The sequence below is a fragment of the Thalassospiraceae bacterium LMO-JJ14 genome, from assembly GCA_021555105.2.
Taxonomy (GTDB): Bacteria; Pseudomonadota; Alphaproteobacteria; order Rhodospirillales; family Casp-alpha2; genus UBA4479.
The window spans coordinates 2,754,108-2,780,468 of sequence record CP134604.1 but is presented as its reverse complement, the minus strand read 5'-3'; the positions used below and the strand labels follow the sequence as shown (position 1 = coordinate 2,780,468).

At 60.4% G+C, this 26,361-nt stretch carries 6 protein-coding genes; 5 read left to right on the top strand and 1 reads right to left on the bottom strand.

The features are described from left to right. Positions 1-78: 78 nt before the first annotated feature. The 5 genes from L2D14_13080 to L2D14_13060 all read left to right on the top strand — a co-directional run bounded on the left by L2D14_13080 (position 79) and on the right by L2D14_13060 (position 25,512). On the top strand, positions 79-21,858 hold the full coding sequence (locus L2D14_13080; protein ID WNJ98798.1) for a cadherin-like domain-containing protein: 21,780 nt from the start codon (positions 79-81) through the stop codon (positions 21,856-21,858). Between the two features lie 90 nt (positions 21,859-21,948). Further along, positions 21,949-22,866 (top strand): serine/threonine-protein kinase, encoded by a 918-nt coding sequence (locus L2D14_13075; protein WNJ98797.1) that lies wholly within the window; start codon positions 21,949-21,951, stop codon positions 22,864-22,866. Positions 22,867-22,994: 128 nt separating this feature from the next. Then, entirely contained in the window at positions 22,995-23,348 is a 354-nt protein-coding gene (locus L2D14_13070; protein WNJ98796.1) for a DUF2849 domain-containing protein, read from the top strand. A 3-nt stretch (positions 23,349-23,351) separates the two neighbouring features. Next, complete coding sequence (locus tag L2D14_13065; protein ID WNJ98795.1) at positions 23,352-25,022, top strand: nitrite/sulfite reductase; 1,671 nt, start codon at positions 23,352-23,354, stop codon at positions 25,020-25,022. After that, positions 25,009-25,512: a DUF934 domain-containing protein gene (locus tag L2D14_13060; protein WNJ98794.1), complete on the top strand. Its 504-nt coding sequence runs from the start codon at positions 25,009-25,011 to the stop codon at positions 25,510-25,512. The genes L2D14_13065 and L2D14_13060 overlap by 14 nt, the downstream gene beginning before the upstream one ends. Before the next feature lie 9 nt (positions 25,513-25,521). On the opposite strand, the gene L2D14_13055 is transcribed toward L2D14_13060, so the two are convergent. Next, on the bottom strand, positions 25,522-26,259 hold the full coding sequence (locus L2D14_13055) for a GntR family transcriptional regulator (protein ID WNJ98793.1): 738 nt from the start codon (positions 26,257-26,259) through the stop codon (positions 25,522-25,524). Between the last annotated feature and the right edge of the window lie 102 nt (positions 26,260-26,361).

The window sequence follows — 26,361 nt, the reverse complement described above, 5'->3', positions numbered from 1 at the left end:
TCTCCTTATGCCAAAGGTGCTGGTAAACGCGCGCGCGGTCGGTGGCCGTCCATGCGCACTACGGAATGGATGAAAAAAATGGCTGAAGACGATATCAACCCGAATGCGAACGACGTCGATGAAGAGGATGAAGAGGACAACGAGGCCTCTTCTGCCGAATCGCAACGTATTCTCGATGAACTGAGCCAGTTCGGTGACGGCGATGCGCCGCTTGAAGATCCTGAAGACCAGCCAGACCGGTCATTCGGCGAAGACGACGACAACCCGGAACCTGCGCTTTCCCAGTCCATGTCGACCATCCATACCGGTAGCCAGCTTACCGACCAGGAAATTACCGACGGGTTGCCGCCGACCGGGCAGGTGATCAATCCTGAAGGCGGAATTAGCGCCCTTGAGGAAGAGCCCGAAGCCGAGCCGGAATTCATCAACCCGGATGGACAGGAACCCCAGTACGACCGCAACGCCGAGCCGGAAACCGAATTCGGTTTCGAGCCCAGGCAGGAACGGGCGCCTTCAGAACCAGAAGAAGTGGTGGAAGCCGAGCCCGAGCAGCAGCCTGAAGAACGCGCCGTTGAAGCGGACTCCGAAGAATTTATTGCTGCGGCACCTACGCCGCCGGCCGGACCGACCGGACCGACGGTCGCGGTTGAGCCGACGGAAGCAACGACACCGACCGATGCAACCCAGCCGACCACGCCGACGGAAGCAACGGTCCCCACGGAAGTTGTCGATCCGAATAATCCGCCGGACGCACTCGACGATGCGATGTCCGGCACCGAAGACACGCCGATCACATTTACCGCGCAGGATCTGCTCGGTAACGATAGCGATGCCGATGGCGATACGCTCTCGATCGTCAGCTTCGAGCAGCCGGACAACGGCAGCATTACGGACAACGGCGACGGTACCTATACCTTTACGCCGAACCAGGACTGGAACGGCGAGACCGATTTCAACTACACGATTTCCGATGGTGAAGGCGGCGAAGACACCGCGACGGTTCAGATCACCGTTGACGGTGTGAATGATCCGCCGGTCGCCAGCGACGATTCGATGTCGGGTGCTGAAGACACGCCGATTACTTTTTCGTCCGCAGATCTGCTTGGCAACGATACCGACCCGGACGGTGACCAGCTTTCGATCACCAGCTTCGATCAGCCGGATAACGGCACCATCACCGATAACGGCGACGGCACGTATACATTTACGCCGAACCAGGACTGGAACGGCGAGACCGATTTCAACTACACCATCACCGACGGCAACGGCGGAACTTCGAATGCGACGGTGACGATTGATGTCGATGGCATCAACGACCCGCCGGTTGCAGCTGACGATACCTTCCAAAGCGTTGACGGTAATCCGGTAACGTTCAGTGCCCAGGATATTCTCGGCAACGATAGTGATGCCGAGGGTGATGCGCTGACGATCACCGGTTTTGAACAGCCGGATGACGGTACCATTACCGACAACGGTGACGGCACGTACACCTTTACACCGGATGCGAATTGGGATGGTCAGACGAATTTCAACTACACGATTACCGACGGCAATGGCGGCACGTCGAGTGCGACCGTCAATATCACGACAGACGGCATCAACGATCCGCCGGATGCGGTCGATGACGCCATGTCGGGCACGGAAGATACACCGATAACCTTCACATCTGCCGATCTGCTCGGTAACGACAGCGACCCCGATGGCGACGCGCTGACGATCACCAGTTTCGAACAGCCGGATAACGGCACCATCACCGATAACGGCGACGGCACGTATACCTTTACGCCGAACCAGGACTGGAACGGCGAGACCGATTTCAATTACACGATTTCCGATGGCGAAGGCGGCGAAGACACGGCGACGGTACAGATCACCGTTGACGGTGTGAACGATCCCCCCGACGCGGTCGACGATGCCATGACCGGCGCCGAAGACACGCCGATTACGTTTACGTCTGCGGATATTCTCGGCAACGATAGTGATCCCGACGGTGATACGTTGACGATCACCAGTTTCGAGCAGCCGGATAACGGCACCATCACCGATAACGGCGACGGAACGTATACCTTTACGCCGAACCAGGACTGGAACGGCGAGACCGATTTCAACTACACGATTTCCGATGGCGAAGGCGGCGAAGACACGGCGACGGTGACCATTACCGTTGACGGCGTGAACGATCCGCCGGATGCGGTCGATGATGCCATGTCGGGCGAAGAAGACACGCCGATCACATTTACCGCGCAGGATCTGCTCGGTAACGATAGCGATGCCGATGGCGATACGCTCTCGATCGTCAGCTTCGAGCAGCCGGACAACGGCAGCATTACGGACAACGGCGACGGTACCTATACCTTTACGCCGAACCAGGACTGGAACGGCGAGACCGATTTCAACTACACGATTTCCGATGGCGAAGGCGGCGAAGACACGGCGACGGTGACAATTACCGTTGATGGCGTTCCCGAGCCGACCGAGGAAGCTGATGATCCGACCCTTGATACCGGCAGCGTTACAGGCGCCGAAGATACCGCCGTGCCGCTGGACATATCGGCATCCCTGACGGATCTGGACGGCTCTGAGACACTGTCTTTGACCATTTCCAACATTCCCGATGGTTCCTCGCTGAACTATGGTTCCGGCAACGGAGACGGCACGTGGACCATTTCCGCAGATGATTTTGCAAGTAACCCTGACTTGCTCGATAACCTGACGATTACACCGCCGCAGGATTACTATGGCGATTTCAGTCTTGAAGTCAGCGCAACTGCGACGGAAACGGTAGGTGGGGACGAAGCGAGCGTGACATCGACATTTGGTGTTACCGTGACGCCGGTCCTCGATGCCCCGACACTCGAAACCGAAAATGTCTTGGGCACCGAAGACAATGATGTCGAACTCCAGATTTCGGCTTTCATGGACCCGTCGACGACGGAAACCGTCGACACCCTGATTCTGAGCGGCATTCCTGAAGGTTCCGTCCTTAATAAGGGGACCGATAACGGTGACGGTACATGGTCGCTGAGTGCCGGCGAGGTTTCCGGCCTGATTATGACGCCGCCGCAAGATTACGAAGGCAACTTCACGGTTCAGGTGACGGCGATCTCGACGGATGGCGGCATCGACGTCAGTACTTTCAATGTGGATATCGAAGGCACGCTGGATGTCGAAGGTGCTTCCGGAAGCGAAGACGAGGCCATCAGCCTGCACATTGATCCCGGCGCGGCCGACACAATAACCATCTCAGGAGTGCCGGACGGTGCAACCCTGATTGGCGCGACCGATAACGGTGACGGCACCTATACGGTCACGGACTTTGAGAATCTGGCAATTGTACCGCCGGAAAATTCCGACGTTGATTTTACTCTTTCGGTCACGGCCGATGATGATGAGCCCGTACAGCTTTTTGTTGAAGTTGATGCGGCTGCCGATGCGCCGACGCTTGATCTGACGGCGCTGGCAACAGGGTCGGAAGATGGTGCGATATCGCTGGATATCAGTGCCGCCGTTACCGACACCGATGGTTCTGAAAGCCTGTCGGTTACAATATCCGGCGTGCCGGACGGTGCAGTACTGTCGGCAGGGGCCGACAATGGTGATGGCACGTGGACCATCTCCTCCGAAGATCTCGCGAGTGATCCGACACTGCTGGACAACCTGACCATTACACCGCCGGATGATTTCGCCGGTACGTTCGATCTTGGTGTGACGGCGACGTCGACCGAGCAGAACGGCGGTGCTATGGCCGAAACAACCGGGACGATCACGGTCAATGTCGATGCCGTGGCCGATGCCGCGGACTTGGCGACGCAGGACGCGGCGGGGACCGAGGATCAGGCGATTGCGTTGAACATCACGGCGGCCTCGACGGACGTGGACGGCTCGGAATCCGTTTCGGTGACGATATCCAACATCCCCGACGGGGCGGTGCTGACCGACGGTGCCGGGAACGAGATCACGATCACCGGCGGTTCCGCCGATCTGACCACGGCGCAGCTCGAAGGGTTGACGATCACGCCGCCGGAGAACTCGGACGGCGACTTCACGCTCGATGTCGCGGTGACGACGACGGACGGCGAAGACACGACCACCGTCAACGGCCAGTTGAATGTCGATGTGGCGGCGGATGCGGATGCGCCGACGCTTGATCTGACGGCGCTGGCAACAGGGTCGGAAGATGGTGCGATATCGCTGGATATCAGTGCCGCCGTTACCGACACCGATGGTTCTGAAAGCCTGTCGGTTACAATATCCGGCGTGCCGGACGGTGCAGTACTGTCGGCAGGGGCCGACAATGGTGATGGCACGTGGACCATCTCCTCCGAAGATCTCGCGAGTGATCCGACACTGCTGGACAACCTGACCATTACACCGCCGGATGATTTCGCCGGTACGTTCGATCTTGGTGTGACGGCGACGTCGACCGAGCAGAACGGCGGTGCTATGGCCGAAACAACCGGGACGATCACGGTCAATGTCGATGCCGTGGCCGATGCCGCGGACTTGGCGACGCAGGACGCGGCGGGGACCGAGGATCAGGCGATTGCGTTGAACATCACGGCGGCCTCGACGGACGTGGACGGCTCGGAATCCGTTTCGGTGACGATATCCAACATCCCCGACGGGGCGGTGCTGACCGACGGTGCCGGGAACGAGATCACGATCACCGGCGGTTCCGCCGATCTGACCACGGCGCAGCTCGAAGGGTTGACGATCACGCCGCCGGAGAACTCGGACGGCGACTTCACGCTCGATGTCGCGGTGACGACGACGGACGGCGAAGACACGACCACCGTCAACGGCCAGTTGAATGTCGATGTGGCGGCGGATGCGGATGCGCCGACGCTTGATCTGACGGCGGTTGCGGGTGGCGACGAGGACACGGCGATTGCGCTGGATATCTCCTCGGCCCTGGCGGACACGGACGGTTCGGAAACGCTGTCGATCACGATCTCGGACATTCCGGATGGCGCCATCCTGACGGACGGTGCGGGCAATCCGGTCACGATCACGGACGGTTCGGCGACGCTTGAAGCGGGCCAGCTCGAGGGTCTGACGGTGACGCCGCCGGACGACTTCGCCGGTACGTTCGATCTTTCCGTTACCGCGACTTCAACCGAAGGCGATGGCGGCGATACGGCACAGACCCTGGGATCGATCACGGTCAATGTCGATGCCGTGGCCGATGCCGCGGACTTGGCGACGCAGGACGCGGCGGGGACCGAGGATCAGGCGATTGCGTTGAACATCACGGCGGCCTCGACGGACGCGGACGGCTCGGAATCCGTTTCGGTGACGATATCCAACATCCCCGACGGGGCGGTGCTGACCGACGGTGCCGGGAACGAGATCACGATCACCGGCGGTTCCGCCGATCTGACCACGGCGCAGCTCGAAGGGTTGACGATCACGCCGCCGGAGAACTCGGACGGCGACTTCACGCTCGATGTCGCGGTGACGACGACGGACGGCGAAGACACGACCACCGTCAACGGCCAGTTGAATGTCGATGTGGCGGCGGATGCGGATGCGCCGACGCTTGATCTGACGGCGGTTGCGGGTGGCGACGAGGACACGGCGATTGCGCTGGATATCTCCTCGGCCCTGGCGGACACGGACGGTTCGGAAACGCTGTCGATCACGATCTCGGACATTCCGGATGGCGCCATCCTGACGGACGGTGCGGGCAATCCGGTCACGATCACGGACGGTTCGGCGACGCTTGAAGCGGGCCAGCTCGAGGGTCTGACGGTGACGCCGCCGGACGACTTCGCCGGTACGTTCGATCTTTCCGTTACCGCGACTTCAACCGAAGGCGATGGCGGCGATACGGCACAGACCCTGGGATCGATCACGGTCAATGTCGATGGGATCGCAGATGGTGCCACTGTTGATCTTGTAGATGCTTCCGGTTTTGAAGATACGGTCATTCCGCTCGACATCGACGTGACGGCGGGCGATTCCTCTGAAGCCGTTTCGATTTCCATTGATGGTATTCCGGATGGTGCGCAGCTGACCTATGTGGATGGAAATGGTGCGACACAAGTTATTGAAATTACAGGTGGTTCTGTTGAGTTAACTTCAGAACAGTTAAATGGTCTCAGCATTACGCCGCCGGAAAACTCGGATGGTGATTTCCCGCTCGAAGTGTCGGTGACGACGACAGACGGCGACAGCACCAGTACGACGACCAATACCCTGAACGTGGCGGTTGAGGCTGTTGCCGATGATCCGACGTTGACGGTTTCGGATGTTGCCGGTCAGGAAGACTCGGCCATCGAACTGGATATCTCCTCGGCGCTGACGGATGCAGACGGTTCGGAAACGCTGTCGATCACGATTTCGGACATTCCGAACGGCTCAACGCTGACCACAGCCAGCGGAACGGTGATCAACATCAGCGAGGGCGTCGCACAGATCGACCCTGCGGATCTGTCCGGTCTGCAGATTACACCGCCAACAGATTACACGGGCAGCTTTGATCTCAATGTGACGGCAACCTCGACCGAAGCAGAGAATTCCGACACTGCGGGTGTCACTCAATCGGCGACGATTACCGTCAATGTGGACAATACAAATGACGGCCCGGTTGCCGGCGACGATGCGCTGAGCGGCACCGAAGACGGCACCATCACGTTCACCGCCGCCGATCTCCTGGGCAACGACAGCGATGTCGACGGCGATGCGCTGTCGATCACCGGCTTCGACCAGCCGGAGCACGGCGCGATCGTCGATAACGGCGACGGCACGTTCACCTTCACGCCGGATGCGGACTGGAACGGGGCCACCGACTTCACCTACACCGTCTCCGACGGCCAGGGCGGGACCGATACCGCGACCGTCAGCATTACCGTCGACGGGGTCAACGACGGCCCGGTTGCCGGCGACGATGCGCTGAGCGGCACCGAAGACGGCACCATCACGTTCACCGCCGCCGATCTCCTGGGCAACGACAGCGATGTCGACGGCGATGCGCTGTCGATCACCGGCTTCGACCAGCCGGAGCACGGCGCGATCGTCGATAACGGCGACGGCACGTTCACCTTCACGCCGGACGCGGACTGGAACGGGGCCACCGACTTCACCTACACCGTCTCCGACGGTCAGGGCGGCACGGATACCGCGACCGTCAGTATTACGGTCGACGGGGTCAACGACGGCCCGGTTGCCGGCGACGATGCGCTGAGCGGCACCGAAGACGGCACCATCACGTTCACCGCCGCCGATCTGCTCGGCAACGACAGCGATGTCGACGGCGATGCGCTGTCGATCACCGGCTTCGACCAGCCGGAGCACGGCGCGATCGTCGATAACGGCGACGGCACGTTCACCTTCACGCCGGACGCGGACTGGAACGGGGCCACCGACTTCACCTACACCGTCTCCGACGGCCAGGGCGGGACCGATACCGCGACCGTCAGCATTACCGTCGACGGGGTCAACGACGGCCCGGTTGCCGGCGACGATGCGCTGAGCGGCACCGAAGACGGCACCATCACGTTCACCGCCGCCGATCTCCTGGGCAACGACAGCGATGTCGACGGCGATGCGCTGTCGATCACCGGCTTCGACCAGCCGGAGCACGGCGCGATCGTCGATAACGGCGACGGCACGTTCACCTTCACGCCGGATGCGGACTGGAACGGGGCCACCGACTTCACCTACACCGTCTCCGACGGCCAGGGCGGGACCGATACCGCGACCGTCAGCATTACCGTCGACGGGGTCAACGACGGCCCGGTTGCCGGCGACGATGCGCTGAGCGGCACCGAAGACGGCACCATCACGTTCACCGCCGCCGATCTGCTCGGCAACGACAGCGATGTCGACGGCGATGCGCTGTCGATCACCGGCTTCGACCAGCCGGAGCACGGCGCGATCGTCGATAACGGCGACGGCACGTTCACCTTCACGCCGGATGCGGACTGGAATGGGGCCACCGACTTCACCTACACCGTCTCCGACGGTCAGGGCGGGGAAGATACCGCGACCGTCAGCATTACCGTCGACGGGGTCAACGACGGCCCGGTGGCCGGCGACGATGCGCTGAGCGGCACCGAAGACGGCACCATCACGTTCACCGCCGCCGATCTCCTGGGCAACGACAGCGATGTCGACGGCGATGCGCTGTCGATCACCGGCTTCGACCAGCCGGAGCACGGCGCGATCGTCGATAACGGCGACGGCACGTTCACCTTCACGCCGGACGCGGACTGGAACGGGGCCACCGACTTCACCTACACCGTCTCCGACGGTCAGGGCGGCACGGATACCGCGACCGTCAGTATTACGGTCGACGGGGTCAACGACGGCCCGGTTGCCGGCGACGATGCGCTGAGCGGCACCGAAGACGGCACCATCACGTTCACCGCCGCCGATCTGCTCGGCAACGACAGCGATGTCGACGGCGATGCGCTGTCGATCACCGGCTTCGACCAGCCGGAGCACGGCGCGATCGTCGATAACGGCGACGGCACGTTCACCTTCACGCCGGACGCGGACTGGAACGGGGCCACCGACTTCACCTACACCGTCTCCGACGGTCAGGGCGGGACCGATACCGCGACCGTCAGCATTACGGTCGACGGGGTCAACGACGGCCCGGTTGCCGGCGACGATGCGCTGAGCGGCACCGAAGACGGCACCATCACGTTCACCGCCGCCGATCTCCTGGGCAACGACAGCGATGTCGACGGCGATGCGCTGTCGATCACCGGCTTCGACCAGCCGGAGCACGGCGCGATCGTCGATAACGGCGACGGCACGTTCACCTTCACGCCGGACGCGGACTGGAACGGGGCCACCGACTTCACCTACACCGTCTCCGACGGTCAGGGCGGCACGGATACCGCGACCGTCAGTATTACGGTCGACGGGGTCAACGACGGCCCGGTTGCCGGCGACGATGCGCTGAGCGGCACCGAAGACGGCACCATCACGTTCACCGCCGCCGATCTGCTCGGCAACGACAGCGATGTCGACGGCGATGCGCTGTCGATCACCGGCTTCGACCAGCCGGAGCACGGCGCGATCGTCGATAACGGCGACGGCACGTTCACCTTCACGCCGGACGCGGACTGGAACGGGGCCACCGACTTCACCTACACCGTCTCCGACGGTCAGGGCGGGACCGATACCGCGACCGTCAGCATTACCGTCGACGGGGTCAACGACGGCCCGGTGGCCGGCGACGATGCGCTGAGCGGCACCGAAGACGGCACCATCACGTTCACCGCCGCCGATCTCCTGGGCAACGACAGCGATGTCGACGGCGATGCGCTGTCGATCACCGGCTTCGACCAGCCGGAGCACGGCGCGATCGTCGATAACGGCGACGGCACGTTCACCTTCACGCCGGACGCGGACTGGAACGGGGCCACCGACTTCACCTACACCGTCTCCGACGGTCAGGGCGGCACGGATACCGCGACCGTCAGTATTACGGTCGACGGGGTCAACGACGGCCCGGTTGCCGGCGACGATGCGCTGAGCGGCACCGAAGACGGCACCATCACGTTCACCGCCGCCGATCTGCTCGGCAACGACAGCGATGTCGACGGCGATGCGCTGTCGATCACCGGCTTCGACCAGCCGGAGCACGGCGCGATCGTCGATAACGGCGACGGCACGTTCACCTTCACGCCGGACGCGGACTGGAACGGGGCCACCGACTTCACCTACACCGTCTCCGACGGCCAGGGCGGGACCGATACCGCGACCGTCAGCATTACCGTCGACGGGGTCAACGACGGCCCGGTTGCCGGCGACGATGCGCTGAGCGGCACCGAAGACGGCACCATCACGTTCACCGCCGCCGATCTCCTGGGCAACGACAGCGATGTCGACGGCGATGCGCTGTCGATCACCGGCTTCGACCAGCCGGAGCACGGCGCGATCGTCGATAACGGCGACGGCACGTTCACCTTCACGCCGGATGCGGACTGGAACGGGGCCACCGACTTCACCTACACCGTCTCCGACGGCCAGGGCGGGACCGATACCGCGACCGTCAGCATTACCGTCGACGGGGTCAACGACGGCCCGGTTGCCGGCGACGATGCGCTGAGCGGCACCGAAGACGGCACCATCACGTTCACCGCCGCCGATCTGCTCGGCAACGACAGCGATGTCGACGGCGATGCGCTGTCGATCACCGGCTTCGACCAGCCGGAGCACGGCGCGATCGTCGATAACGGCGACGGCACGTTCACCTTCACGCCGGATGCGGACTGGAATGGGGCCACCGACTTCACCTACACCGTCTCCGACGGTCAGGGCGGGGAAGATACCGCGACCGTCAGCATTACCGTCGACGGGGTCAACGACGGCCCGGTGGCCGGCGACGATGCGCTGAGCGGCACCGAAGACGGCACCATCACGTTCACCGCCGCCGATCTCCTGGGCAACGACAGCGATGTCGACGGCGATGCGCTGTCGATCACCGGCTTCGACCAGCCGGAGCACGGCGCGATCGTCGATAACGGCGACGGCACGTTCACCTTCACGCCGGACGCGGACTGGAACGGGGCCACCGACTTCACCTACACCGTCTCCGACGGTCAGGGCGGCACGGATACCGCGACCGTCAGTATTACGGTCGACGGGGTCAACGACGGCCCGGTTGCCGGCGACGATGCGCTGAGCGGCACCGAAGACGGCACCATCACGTTCACCGCCGCCGATCTGCTCGGCAACGACAGCGATGTCGACGGCGATGCGCTGTCGATCACCGGCTTCGACCAGCCGGAGCACGGCGCGATCGTCGATAACGGCGACGGCACGTTCACCTTCACGCCGGACGCGGACTGGAACGGGGCCACCGACTTCACCTACACCGTCTCCGACGGTCAGGGCGGGACCGATACCGCGACCGTCAGCATTACGGTCGACGGGGTCAACGACGGCCCGGTTGCCGGCGACGATGCGCTGAGCGGCACCGAAGACGGCACCATCACGTTCACCGCCGCCGATCTCCTGGGCAACGACAGCGATGTCGACGGCGATGCGCTGTCGATCACCGGCTTCGACCAGCCGGAGCACGGCGCGATCGTCGATAACGGCGACGGCACGTTCACCTTCACGCCGGATGCGGACTGGAACGGGGCCACCGACTTCACCTACACCGTCTCCGACGGCCAGGGCGGGACCGATACCGCGACCGTCAGCATTACCGTCGACGGGGTCAACGACGGCCCGGTTGCCGGCGACGATGCGCTGAGCGGCACCGAAGACGGCACCATCACGTTCACCGCCGCCGATCTGCTCGGCAACGACAGCGATGTCGACGGCGATGCGCTGTCGATCACCGGCTTCGACCAGCCGGAGCACGGCGCGATCGTCGATAACGGCGACGGCACGTTCACCTTCACGCCGGATGCGGACTGGAATGGGGCCACCGACTTCACCTACACCGTCTCCGACGGTCAGGGCGGGGAAGATACCGCGACCGTCAGCATTACCGTCGACGGGGTCAACGACGGCCCGGTGGCCGGCGACGATGCGCTGAGCGGCACCGAAGACGGCACCATCACGTTCACCGCCGCCGATCTCCTGGGCAACGACAGCGATGTCGACGGCGATGCGCTGTCGATCACCGGCTTCGACCAGCCGGAGCACGGCGCGATCGTCGATAACGGCGACGGCACGTTCACCTTCACGCCGGACGCGGACTGGAACGGGGCCACCGACTTCACCTACACCGTCTCCGACGGTCAGGGCGGCACGGATACCGCGACCGTCAGTATTACGGTCGACGGGGTCAACGACGGCCCGGTTGCCGGCGACGATGCGCTGAGCGGCACCGAAGACGGCACCATCACGTTCACCGCCGCCGATCTGCTCGGCAACGACAGCGATGTCGACGGCGATGCGCTGTCGATCACCGGCTTCGACCAGCCGGAGCACGGCGCGATCGTCGATAACGGCGACGGCACGTTCACCTTCACGCCGGACGCGGACTGGAACGGGGCCACCGACTTCACCTACACCGTCTCCGACGGTCAGGGCGGGACCGATACCGCGACCGTCAGCATTACGGTCGACGGGGTCAACGACGGCCCGGTTGCCGGCGACGATGCGCTGAGCGGCACCGAAGACGGCACCATCACGTTCACCGCCGCCGATCTCCTGGGCAACGACAGCGATGTCGACGGCGATGCGCTGTCGATCACCGGCTTCGACCAGCCGGAGCACGGCGCGATCGTCGATAACGGCGACGGCACGTTCACCTTCACGCCGGACGCGGACTGGAACGGGGCCACCGACTTCACCTACACCGTCTCCGACGGTCAGGGCGGCACGGATACCGCGACCGTCAGTATTACGGTCGACGGGGTCAACGACGGCCCGGTTGCCGGCGACGATGCGCTGAGCGGCACCGAAGACGGCACCATCACGTTCACCGCCGCCGATCTGCTCGGCAACGACAGCGATGTCGACGGCGATGCGCTGTCGATCACCGGCTTCGACCAGCCGGAGCACGGCGCGATCGTCGATAACGGCGACGGCACGTTCACCTTCACGCCGGACGCGGACTGGAACGGGGCCACCGACTTCACCTACACCGTCTCCGACGGTCAGGGCGGGACCGATACCGCGACCGTCAGCATTACGGTCGACGGGGTCAACGACGGCCCGGTGGCCGGCGACGATGCGCTGAGCGGCACCGAAGACGGCACCATCACGTTCACCGCCGCCGATCTCCTGGGCAACGACAGCGATGTCGACGGCGATGCGCTGTCGATCACCGGCTTCGACCAGCCGGAGCACGGCGCGATCGTCGATAACGGCGACGGCACGTTCACCTTCACGCCGGATGCGGACTGGAACGGGGCCACCGACTTCACCTACACCGTCTCCGACGGTCAGGGCGGCACGGATACCGCGACCGTCAGCATTACCGTCGACGGGGTCAACGACGGCCCGGTTGCCGGCGACGATGCGCTGAGCGGCACCGAAGACGGCACCATCACGTTCACCGCCGCCGATCTCCTGGGCAACGACAGCGATGTCGACGGCGATGCGCTGTCGATCACCGGCTTCGACCAGCCGGAGCACGGCGCGATCGTCGATAACGGCGACGGCACGTTCACCTTCACGCCGGATGCGGACTGGAACGGGGCCACCGACTTCACCTACACCGTCTCCGACGGTCAGGGCGGCACGGATACCGCGACCGTCAGCATTACCGTCGACGGGGTCAACGACGGCCCGGTTGCCGGCGACGATGCGCTGAGCGGCACCGAAGACGGCACCATCACGTTCACCGCCGCCGATCTGCTCGGCAACGACAGCGATGTCGACGGCGATGCGCTGTCGATCACCGGCTTCGACCAGCCGGAGCACGGCGCGATCGTCGATAACGGCGACGGCACGTTCACCTTCACGCCGGACGCGGACTGGAACGGGGCCACCGACTTCACCTACACCGTCTCCGACGGTCAGGGCGGGACCGATACCGCGACCGTCAGCATTACGGTCGACGGGGTCAACGACGGCCCGGTGGCCGGCGACGATGCGCTGAGCGGCACCGAAGACGGCACCATCACGTTCACCGCCGCCGATCTCCTGGGCAACGACAGCGATGTCGACGGCGATGCGCTGTCGATCACCGGCTTCGACCAGCCGGAGCACGGCGCGATCGTCGATAACGGCGACGGCACGTTCACCTTCACGCCGGATGCGGACTGGAACGGGGCCACCGACTTCACCTACACCGTCTCCGACGGTCAGGGCGGCACGGATACCGCGACCGTCAGCATTACCGTCGACGGGGTCAACGACGGCCCGGTTGCCGGCGACGATGCGCTGAGCGGCACCGAAGACGGCACCATCACGTTCACCGCCGCCGATCTGCTCGGCAACGACAGCGATGTCGACGGCGATGCGCTGTCGATCACCGGCTTCGACCAGCCGGAGCACGGCGCGATCGTCGATAACGGCGACGGCACGTTCACCTTCACGCCGGACGCGGACTGGAACGGGGCGACCGACTTCACCTACACCGTCTCCGACGGTCAGGGTGGCACGGATACCGCGACCGTCAGCATTACGGTCGACGGGGTCAACGACGGCCCGGTTGCCGGCGACGATGCGCTGAGCGGCACCGAAGACGGCACCATCACGTTCACCGCCGCCGATCTGCTCGGCAACGACAGCGATGTCGACGGCGATGCGCTGTCGATCACCGGCTTCGACCAGCCGGAGCACGGCGCGATCGTCGATAACGGCGACGGCACGTTCACCTTCACGCCGGATGCGGACTGGAACGGGGCCACCGACTTCACCTACACCGTCTCCGACGGCCAGGGCGGGACCGATACCGCGACCGTCAGCATTACCGTCGACGGGGTCAACGACGGCCCGGTTGCCGGCGACGATGCGCTGAGCGGCACCGAAGACGGCACCATCACGTTCACCGCCGCCGATCTCCTGGGCAACGACAGCGATGTCGACGGCGATGCGCTGTCGATCACCGGCTTCGACCAGCCGGAGCACGGCGCGATCGTCGATAACGGCGACGGCACGTTCACCTTCACGCCGGATGCGGACTGGAACGGGGCCACCGACTTCACCTACACCGTCTCCGACGGTCAGGGCGGCACGGATACCGCGACCGTCAGCATTACCGTCGACGGGGTCAACGACGGCCCGGTTGCCGGCGACGATGCGCTGAGCGGCACCGAAGACGGCACCATCACGTTCACCGCCGCCGATCTCCTGGGCAACGACAGCGATGTCGACGGCGATGCGCTGTCGATCACCGGCTTCGACCAGCCGGAGCACGGCGCGATCGTCGATAACGGCGACGGCACGTTCACCTTCACGCCGGACGCGGACTGGAACGGGGCCACCGACTTCACCTACACCGTCTCCGACGGTCAGGGCGGGACCGATACCGCGACCGTCAGCATTACCGTCGACGGGGTCAACGACGGCCCGGTGGCCGGCGACGATGCGCTGAGCGGCACCGAAGACGGCACCATCACGTTCACCGCCGCCGATCTCCTGGGCAACGACAGCGATGTCGACGGCGATGCGCTGTCGATCACCGGCTTCGACCAGCCGGAGCACGGCGCGATCGTCGATAACGGCGACGGCACGTTCACCTTCACGCCGGACGCGGACTGGAACGGGGCGACCGACTTCACCTACACCGTCTCCGACGGCCAGGGCGGGACCGATACCGCGACCGTCAGCATTACCGTCGACGGGGTTGTCGATGAGGCGGATCTTTCGGTCGCGGACACGACGGGTTCGGAAGATACGGCAATCGCGCTCGATATCGATGTCTCCAGCGTCGACGATATCTCGTCGATCACCATCACGGATGTTCCGGATGGAGCTGTGCTTTCAGCCGGTACGGATAACGGTAACGGCACCTGGACGCTTGAAGAGGGTGATCTGGAAGGTCTTACCGTTACGCCGGCGGATGACAGCAACACAGACTTTACCCTTGGGGTGTCGGTCACGACCGAGGAAAACGGTCAGACCGTAACCGTCGATGGCACCATTGATGTCGATGTCACCGGTGTCGCCGATGCGCCGACCTTGAGCGTGGATCTTGGCGAACCGCAAGTCACCTATAATGAGATCCCCGGTAGTTGGGATGATATGGAGACAACGGGGCTCGGCACGACGACTTCCGGCGACGACACCATGATTCTGGACGGCATGCCGATGAACCAGAATATTTCGCTGCAGGCCGGTGACGATCTGCTCGTTATTAACGGCGACACGGCTGGCGGCAATAACATCAGCATGGGCGCCGGCGGGGACCAGGTTGTCTTCAATGGTAATATCGGAGGCAACACCTCAGTCAGCGGCGCGTCCGGTCAGGACACCGTGATGATGGGTAAGCCTTCAAGCTCGTATCAGGTTAATAATCTGACCAACAATAACGGGCAGATCAGTGCACAGATCGTTGATCTGGATACCGGTGAGACCCTTACCGTCAACAACATTGAAGCGATTGCCTTTGGTGACGGAGAGGTCATCGGGAATGAAGATATCGTGCAGTGGCCGGATAGCAGTTCGGAAACCGTTGTAACCTACGATCTGGATATTTCCTCCGGCCTGACGGATACCGATGGTTCCGAAAGTCTGTCGATCACGGTTGATGGATTGCCGGACGGGGCTTTGCTGTCTGCGGGTACACAAAACCCGGATGGCTCCTGGACGCTTGAATCAGGTGATCTGGATGATTTGCAGATCACGCTTACCGGCGACGATGCTGGTCAGACTTTCGATCTTTCCGTCAGCGCCACCTCGACGGAAAACGATGGCGATACGTCAACCGTCACGCAGACGATATCGTCGACCGGAACAGAAACCGATGCAACGGCTGAAGGTGCAACGATCGATGCTGTAGATGCCGCAGGGGCCGAAGATGCCGCTATTGCGCTCGACATTGACGTAACGCAACTGGATACGGATGGCTCCGAAAGCCTGACGGTTACGATCAGCGACATTCCCGATGGCGCGATATTGACCGATGGCAGCGGCAATGAAATCACGATCTCAGGCGGATCAGCGGAAGTCAGCGCCGATCAGCTTGAAGGGCTGACCATCACACCGCCGGAAAATTCGGATGGTGATTTCGATCTCACGATCACGGCGACAACGGTCGAAGAATCGACGGGCGATACGTCAACAACGACTTCAACGCTCAGTGTTTCCGTTGAGGCCGATGCAGATGCACCGGTAATTACCGCAAACGATGCAACCGGAAACGAGGACTCAGCCGTCAGCCTCGATATCGGTGCGGCACTGCAGGATACGGACGGATCGGAAACGCTTTCCGTGACGATTTCCGATATCCCCGATGGTGCTGTTTTGATGGATGCGAGCGGTAACGAAATCACGGTAACCGATGGTGCGGCCGATGTTTCTGCAGATCAGCTTGAAGGTTTGATGATCACACCGCCCGATAATTTCAATGGCTCATTTGACCTGACGATTACGGCAACCAGTACGGAAGATGCAAACGGCGACAGCGCAACGACGACGTCGTCCATTACCGTTGATGTGGATTCCATCAACGACGGCCCGGTTGCCGGCGACGATGCGCTGAGCGGCACCGAAGACGGCACCATCACGTTCACCGCCGCCGATCTCCTGGGCAACGACAGCGATGTCGACGGCGATGCGCTGTCGATCACCGGCTTCGACCAGCCGGAGCACGGCGCGATCGTCGATAACGGCGACGGCACGTTCACCTTCACGCCGGATGCGGACTGGAACGGGGCCACCGACTTCACCTACACCGTCTCCGACGGCCAGGGTGGCACGGATACCGCGACCGTCAGCATTACCGTCGACGGGGTTGTCGATGAGGCGGATCTTTCGGTCGCGGACACGACGGGTTCGGAAGATACGGCAATCGCGCTCGATATCGATGTCTCCAGCGTCGACGATATCTCGTCGATCACCATCACGGATGTTCCGGATGGAGCTGTGCTTTCAGCCGGTACGGATAACGGTAACGGCACCTGGACGCTTGAAGAGGGTGATCTGGAAGGTCTTACCGTTACGCCGGCGGATGACAGCAACACAGACTTTACCCTTGGGGTGTCGGTCACGACCGAGGAAAACGGTCAGACCGTAACCGTCGATGGCACCATTGATGTCGATGTCACCGGTGTCGCCGATGCGCCGACACTCACAGCAGAGCTAGGTGCGCCGACGGTTACGCAAACGGAAGGTGAACAAGTAGAAGTCACCATCGACAGCAGCAACTACAACAGTACAGATGCCGGTTTCAATATCGGCGGTCGTACGATCAATCCCGATGGAACGTTGTCCGATGCGTCCACTGAGAATCTCAGTTACAATCAGTCCCCGGGCGGCTTCGGCGTTTCCGGAAATGCGTCCGGTGCTTCCTCGGAATTAGGCTATAACGCCGGTGATGATGTATCTGAAGAGATCGTTGTCAGTTTCGATGATGATGTCTCATCAGCCGATGTTTCCTTTGCCTGGATGTCGAGTTCGGAACACGCAACGTATGAAGTCTATCGTGACGGCGTGAAAGTCGGCGAAGGCGAAGTGACCGGTGTGACCGATAACGTAGATTCAGCGGTGACGCTGACGGCGGATGACGGAGGTTCGTTTGACCAGATCGTCTTCTCGGCACCGGGCCAGGATGACGACTATCTGATTCACAGCATCAGCTATGAAACCACAGTTGGCGGTGAAACGAGTGTCGAGTATCCGCTCGATATCTCAACGAATCTCAATGACATTGACGGCTCGGAAAGTCTCTCCATCACAATTGACGATCTGCCGGACGGCGCTGCCCTGAGTGCTGGAACGCAGAACGAAGATGGTAGCTGGACGGTCGATGCCGGTGATCTTGAAGGTCTGACTGTAACGCTCAGCGGCGATAACGCTTTTGACGGGTTCGATTTCACGGTAAGCGCGACCTCGACAGAAGATGATGGCGACACCTCTACCGTGACATTGAGTTTGAGTGCTGAGGACATAGATGTCTCGGTTGACGGCGCGACCATCAATGCATCCGATGCTTCCGGGAACGAAGACGCCGCGATTGCGCTCGATATTGATGTTACGCAGCTAGACGTGGACGGTTCGGAAAGCCTGACGATCACCATCAGCGATATTCCAGAGGGCGCAGTGCTGACCGATGGCAGTGGCAATGTGATCACGATTTCGGAAGGTTCCGCCGAGGTTTCCGCGGACCAGCTTGAAGGCCTGAATATCAAACCGCCTGTCGATAGTAATGAAGACTTCTCGTTGACTATTACGACGACGAGCACGGAAGAATCGACGGGTGAGACGAGCACCAGTACGGCATCCATTGATGTCGACGTTGTCGGTGTCGCGGATGCGCCTCAACTCAGCGCCAGCATCGGTGACGGTGAAGTGACCGGCGGCTCAACGGATGTCAGCGTTTCGCAATCGACGCTGGATGCAGCGGACACCGAGGGTGCCACCGTGACTGTATCGGGTGTGCCGGAGGGTGCTTCCCTGTCCGGCGGTACGGACAACGGTGACGGTACCTGGTCACTCGACGCCGGTGATCTTGACGGCTTGAACGTCACGCCGGCTGAGGGCTCGGAAGGCAGTGATGTTTCGTTAACCATTTCTGTCGAAGGACCCGGTGACGCCGGTGAAACCCTGGTCAGTGAACAATTTACTAGTGGTGCTTCCGGTTGGGGTAATGAAGTTGGTTGCTCGAACGGCACGATGAATATCGGCAAGGATGAAACGGCGACAAAGACGTTCGACTTCGGCGAAGAACATGCTGGCCAAACCGTGACGATTTCGTTCGACACGCAGGATTTCGGCGGATGGGACGAAGGTGGTTCTTATGCGGATTACTTCCAGCTCTCTCTGAACGGTGATCAGGTCGTTAATTCGTCGAGCGATAGCGACAACAGCTATAGCTTTGAGGTGACGTTGGATGAAAACGGCCAAGTGCAGGTCGACATGCATGTTGATGCCACGGCATCCGGTGAGGGCATGGCCATCGACAATTTCCAGATCGAAACCGGCGATGACTGGAATACGACGCTGGCGACGGAAACCGTAGATGTTGACCTGGATCCACCGATGATCAGCTTCGATCTAGACATCGACTCTTCACTGTCAGATGAGGACGGTTCGGAAACACTGACAATTACCGTCGATAATCTGCCTGATGGCGCCGTGCTGTTGGATGGCGGCGGCAACGAAATTACAGTCACCGGTGGTTCGGCAGATCTTGCTTCCGGACAACTCGATGGTCTGTCGGTTCAGGTGCCGATCGGAACGGATGATTTCGATCTGGCCGTGTCGGCAACGGCGACGGAAAGCGATGGCGATACGAATACGGTGTCGACCATGTTGTCCGTCGACGTGCCGGACGTCGATCTGTACGCAGAAGGCGCGACGATTACCGAGAGCGATGTGTCTGGCTTCGAGGATGCGGCGATCGCCCTCGATATCGGCATCGATATGGTGGACAGCGATGGCTCGGAAACCCTTTCCGTGACCATTTCCGATATTCCTGACGGCGCTGTGCTGCTGGATGGTGACGGCAACGAGATCTCGATTTCAGGCGGTTCGGCGGAAGTAACGCAAGATCAGCTTGAAGGTCTGACCATTACGCCGCCGGCGGACAGCAATGACAACTTCGATCTGACGATCACCGCGACGACGACGGAGACTTCGACCGGCGATACGGCGACGTCAACGGCGACTCTCAGTGTCGATGTTGCGGGCATTGCCGATGAACCGACAGTATCCGTCGAACTTGGTGAAGGGACCACCAGTGGCGGTAACCCGACGCCGGTTGCCTACTGGAACATGGATGAAACCAGTGGCCTCACCATGAATGATCAGATCGGCGATCACGATGGCCATTCCATCGGTGAAGCGTATTCGAAATACGATCTTGATATGGATGATTCCACGAACATTCATCATTCAGGGGCACATAGTGGCGTGTCCGCCGAATTGAATACGGCTGCAGAATTCAAGGATAATGACGGTCAGTATATCGAAGTGCCGCACAGTGCCGATTTGAAGCCGGCCAGCGGTTCGTTGACGCTTTGGTTCAATTCCGATGAAAGCAATGACGGGACACTGGCATCGTCAGATTCATATGGTTATGACGATGGCGGGCATTTCAACCTGTCGATTAATTCCAGCGGTCAGCTTGAACTACGCATGCAGGACACTAGTAGTTCACACACCATTTCCGGCGGCGATGTTGATAGCGGCGAATGGAATCAGGTCACGGTGACTTGGGGTGAAGGCGGTATGAAGATTTTCCAGAACGGAGAATTGGTGGCATCCGATCCGAGTTACACCGGCGGGCTGGAAGGAAACCAGAATCCTTGGACCTTCGGCGCCTCTCAGATGTGGAGCGGCGACAACGAAGCCAGCAACATGGGTGATTTCTTCGATGGTCACATTGATGATATCGCGGTTTATGACCAGCCGCTGACCGACGAACAGGTTCAAGATCTCTATGAATTGGGCGTCGAAGATATGATGGACGCCAGCGGTGGTGGCGATGAAATCATCACGTATCCGGTGAACATCACAACCAATCTGGCGGATGTCGACGGTTCTGAATCCCTCTCTGTATCCCTGACCGACCTCCCGGATGGTGCCGTTCTTCTGGACTCAGATGGTAATGAAATTACGGGTACGGATGGTGAGTTTTCGCTCACCGGCGATCAGATGGACGGTCTGCAGATTTCCGTGCCTTCCGACACCGGGGACTTCGCCTTCACGGTCAGTGCCACGTCGACCGAGGATGACGGCAGCACGAATACTGTGACGACCATTGCCGGGATCGACGATTCCTCGAGCGACACCTCGTTCGAGCAGTTGGATAATGGTGGCGACACCTGGGATAACGACGCTTCCAGCCAGTCCGAGGATGTCATCCTGGGTGGCGATGGCGATGATGATATCTATACCGGCGGCGGCGACGACACCATTGATGGCGGCGACGGCAACGATTACATCAGCGGCGAGGATGGCGACGACGTCATGTATGGCGGCGCCGGGGACGACACGCTGATTGGCGGCGACGGTAACGACATCATGGAAGGCGGCGCCGGAGACGACGTGGCTCTGGGTGGCCAGGGCGACGACCTGTTCATCTTTGGAGCGGGCGACGGTGCGGATTACTTCGACGGCGGCAATGGCTGGTCCGATACGATCCAACTGGACGGCGTAGACGGTGGTCCGGGCGGCGACAGCGGCTGGACCATGCAGCTAGATGACGGCGCGACTTATACCGAGAGCGAAGACGGTATCGTCTTCGACAGCGAGGCATCCGGTAAGATCGAACTTGCTGATGGCAGCGAACTTACATTCGAGGGTGTTGAAAAACTGGAGTGGTAAGCCATTCGAATATAAACCGGAGCAGGGACCCGCAGATATGCGGGTCCCTTTCCTTTTGCAGAGGCGAATGGGCTTTGGCATTCTTCAGCAATGGATAAGATCGGTAAATACGTGATCGAAGCGCCGCTTCTGGAAACGGGCTTTTCCGATATCTACATTGCTCGCGATCCAGAATGCGAAGGTTATTTTGCGCTTAAGGTATTTCATCCCAAAGGCAACAACATCGGTGAAAATGCCAAGTACGGAGAAGATTTTTGGCGTGCCCGGTTTGTTGATGAAGCCGGCATTATGGCGCGCTTCGAGCATCCGCACCTCATAAGGGTTGTCGATGTCGGGGAAACCGAGGACGGCGATCCTTATTTCGTGATGCCGTTCATGCAGGCCAATCTTCTGTTCGAGATTGGCGAGGATGCCGAGACACCTGAAGAGATCGAGAAACTGGACAGAAAGTGGCGGCCACGAGCTTTATCACCACGCCGCGCAGTGGAAATCTGGCGGCAAATGCTTGACGGCCTAAGTGCCTTACACGAGGCGGGGCTCGTACATCGGGACATCAAGCCGCCGAACGTGCTTCTCGACAGCAAGAAGCAGGGGCGGGTAAAGCTCTGTGATTTCGGCATGGTCAAGGTGCCGGGTGCCGTTGGGTCGCGGTCCGGCATCTGGGTTGGTACGCTTGAGTACATCAGCCCCGAGCAGCGCAAAAGCGCGACAGAGGTCGATGTGCGTTCCGATGTTTATTCTGCCGGGGTTGTTATGTACCGGATGTTGAGCGGCCGGTTGCCCAAGCAGGGCCGTGCACCCATGCGGGCCGGACGGTTCGGCATTCCGCAAGGGCTGGTGGATCTGATAGAGAACTGTCTGCAGCACCGCCGCCGAGACCGCCCATCCGATGCACGCGAAGTTCTTCAAAAACTTGAAGAATTCGTTTCCGACATACAGGCCCTTCCGGAACGAAGCAGGATTCCACTGCGCACAGCGCGTATCAAGGTCATCAGTAAAACATCCTAAATTTACATAATATACAAAATATATATGTATTATAAAATTAATTAACATATTAATTTGACATTATTAATTTTATCTCCCATTTATAATAGTAATAAGGTCGTCATATGGACGCTCGAGGGAGAATTAAAATGTCGGTACAACTCGCCACAGCCAACCGCCTGGCGGACGGGATTGTTGTTTTTCTCGGCTATGACGGGGAATGGACACCTCACATCGACGAGGCACGCATTGCCGAACGCGAAGAGGATATTGCCGAGTTGGTGGCGGAAGCCGAAGCTTCGCCTTCCGTTGTCGGCGCATATCTGATTGATGCGGAAATTCGTCTGCCGGAAGGGCAGGGTCGGATTGTTGTGCCTGACAGTTATCGTGAAAAAATACGGGCCTTTGGTCCGTCGACCCATCCGGCCTTCGCTAAAAAATCGGTGCCCGAGCATTTCGATCCACGCACCGATGTCTCAGCTGTATTTATGGACGGGATATGATCCATGTATCAATACGATGATTTCGATCAGTCTTTCGTTTCCGAGCGCGTCTCTCAATTCCGCGATCAGGTCGCGCGCCGTATGTCAGGAGATCTGACGGAGGAGGAGTTCAGGCCACTGCGCCTGATGAACGGACTGTATCTGCAACTCCATGCCTATATGCTGCGGGTCGCAATTCCCTATGGTTTGTTGTCTTCGACTCAAATGCGCAAGCTGGCGCAAATTGCGCGTACGTATGACAGAGGGTATGCGCACTTCACGACACGCCAGAATATTCAGTTCAACTGGCCTCGGCTGGAAGATACACCAGATATCCTTGAGGAACTGGCATCGGTGGAGATGCATGCTATTCAGACGTCGGGCAACTGCATCCGCAACGTGACCGCCGATCAGTTTGCCGGTGTCGACCCAGAGGAGCTTGACGATTCCCGTGTCTGGGCGGAGTTGATCCGCCAGTGGTCGTCGCTGCATCCGGAATTTTCCTTCCTGCCGCGTAAGTTCAAGATTGCAGTAACAGGCTCTCCACATGACCGAACCGCCGTGAAGTTTCATGACATCGGCTTGATCCTGAAACGCAATGCAGCAGGCGAAGCGGGTTTCGAAGTATTGGTCGGCGGCGGGTTGGGCCGTACACCGATGATCGGTCGAACGGTTCGAGAGTTTCTGCCGGCGGCATATCTGCTGTCTTATCTGGAAGCAGTTCTGCGCGTCTATAACCAGCTTGGGCGCCGCGACAATAAATTCAAGGCACGGATCAAGATCCTCGTCCATGAGACCGGGATCGAAAAACTCCGTGATTTGGTGGAAGCCGAATGGGAAGGCTTGAAGGCAGAGGGGATTGATTTACCCGATGAGGAACTACAGCGCGTCCGTGGTCATTTTACCGACCCCGAGTATGAGAATATATCCGATCAAGATCATACGTTTCAGGTCAAGCAGTTCGAAAATCCGACATTCGGTCGTTGGGTGCGCTCCAATCTGGCACCGCACAAGAAGCCGGGATATGCCGTCGTCAATATCTCGCTGAAACCTATCGGCGGCGCCCCCGGCGATGCAACGGCGGCGCAGATGGAGGCCATCGCCGATCTCGCCGATGAATATTCGCTCGGAGAGCTGCGTGTCGCCCACGAGCAGAACCTGGTTTTCGCCGACGTCAAGAAATCGGATGTTTACGCGTTGTGGCAAAGGCTCGATGAAATCCAGCTTAGTACGCCGAACCTGGGCCTGATTAGCGATATCATTGCCTGCCCGGGCCTTGATTACTGCTCGCTTGCCAACGCCCGCTCGATACCGGTGGCGCAGCGTATACAACGCCGCTTTGCCGACATCAAAAGGCAGTTCGACATCGGCCCGCTGACATTGAACATTTCGGGCTGCATTAATGCCTGCGGCCACCATCATGCCGGCCATATCGGTATTCTGGGCGTCGATCGCCGGGGCGAGGAATATTACCAGCTTACTCTCGGCGGCAGTGCCGACGAAAATGCGGCAATCGGTAAAATCGTCGGTCCGGCATTCTCGAGCGCAGAAATCGTCAATGCGGTGGAAGCCGTAATAGAGACGTTTTTGAAACTCAGAAAAGATAGCGAGACGTTTATCGATGCCTATCGTCGGGTCGGTGTAACGCCATTCAAGAAGGCACTATTCGGGGAGAAGCAACATGCCGCTGCTTAAAGGTGGGATGATCGTCGCTGACGATTGGGTGCGCATTGATGAAGACGCGGACATAGCCAATGAAACGGCTGTTGTGGTCAGCCTTGAACGCTGGTTGTCCGAAGCGGATACGCTGCGGGGCAGGAATGCCCCCGTCGCCGTGGCCATCGGAAATCACCAGTCACCGTCACAGATTGTCGAAGATCTCGAGACTATTGATGCCGTTTTCCTGACATTTCCCGCCTATACCGACGGACGTGCCTATTCGCAGGCGCGCCTGCTGCGTCAACGCTACGGATATAAGGGTGAAATTCGTGCAACGGGGAATGTACTGCGCGATCAGTATGCCTTCATGCAGCGCTGTGGTTTTGATGCGTTCGAGGTTGCCGATGATGCCGATCCCGCAGGCTGGGATAAATCGACGGATGCCATGTCGGCGTCATATCAGACGGCTGCCGACGGCGCACAGGCAATCTGGGCTAAGCGGCACGGCATGCCGTCATCGGTCTGACATTTTTCGCTAAACGATGATCGATTGATAGTGCCGGCCATCGGTCAGGCAGCGGCTTTTACGCATTTCCACCGGACGGCCGCCCAGCGTTTCCGCGATCCGTGATATTTCCAGCAGCGGCGTGCCTGCTTTAACACCGAGAGCTGAGGCATCTTCAGGTGAGGCCGCGACTGCGCGGAGTCTTTCAAGGGCACGGTGCACGGTAATGCCGTAGCGTTCCTCGTACATCTGATAAAGCTCGTTCGGCACTTCTTCGATCGCGCGCTTGTCGAGATCAGGAAACATCTCAGCCGGTACGCAGACGGTTTCAGCCATCGCCGTCTTGCCGTCCATTTCACGAATACGACGAATTTCCACAACCCTGTCCTGACGATCCAGCATGAGTTGCTCAGTCTCGTCTTTGTCGGCACGGCGGCGACGGCAGCTCAGAACATGGCTTTTTGTCGGGAGCTCCCGGACACCGTCGTCAGCGACGATATGAAAGAAGTGGAACAGGGCGCGTTCAGGCGTATGTGCCGCAATAAATGTGCCTTTGCCCTGGCGGCGGACGACGAGATTACGTGCAGCCAAATCGTCGAGCGCCTTTCGAATGGTGCCCTGGCTGACATCGAACTCGTCGGCGAGGGCGAATTCGCTCGGCAGCATGTCACCGGGTGCCCAGGCACCCGAGCCGATCCGCTCAAGTACGGAATCTCGGACCGACACATAAAGTGGCTGTTTGGCTGGCCGGTGAAACGGATCGTTCAAAGCTGCCTCCTTAAGTCTTATATAAGAGTTATAAGAATATCTTGACTCTTGCAAGTGAAAAGCTAGTGTCCCTTTGAAACAACTTTTTTCCATGGAGGGAAC

Bases quoted from the DNA above. Each gene is read 5' to 3' on its own strand.
- L2D14_13080 (WNJ98798.1), top strand. From the start codon at position 79: ATGGCTGAAGACGATATCAACCCGAATGCGAACGACGTCGATGAAGAG.
- L2D14_13075 (WNJ98797.1), top strand. From the start codon at position 21,949: ATGGATAAGATCGGTAAATACGTGATCGAAGCGCCGCTTCTGGAAACG.
- L2D14_13070 (WNJ98796.1), top strand. From the start codon at position 22,995: ATGTCGGTACAACTCGCCACAGCCAACCGCCTGGCGGACGGGATTGTT.
- L2D14_13065 (WNJ98795.1), top strand. From the start codon at position 23,352: ATGTATCAATACGATGATTTCGATCAGTCTTTCGTTTCCGAGCGCGTC.
- L2D14_13060 (WNJ98794.1), top strand. From the start codon at position 25,009: ATGCCGCTGCTTAAAGGTGGGATGATCGTCGCTGACGATTGGGTGCGC.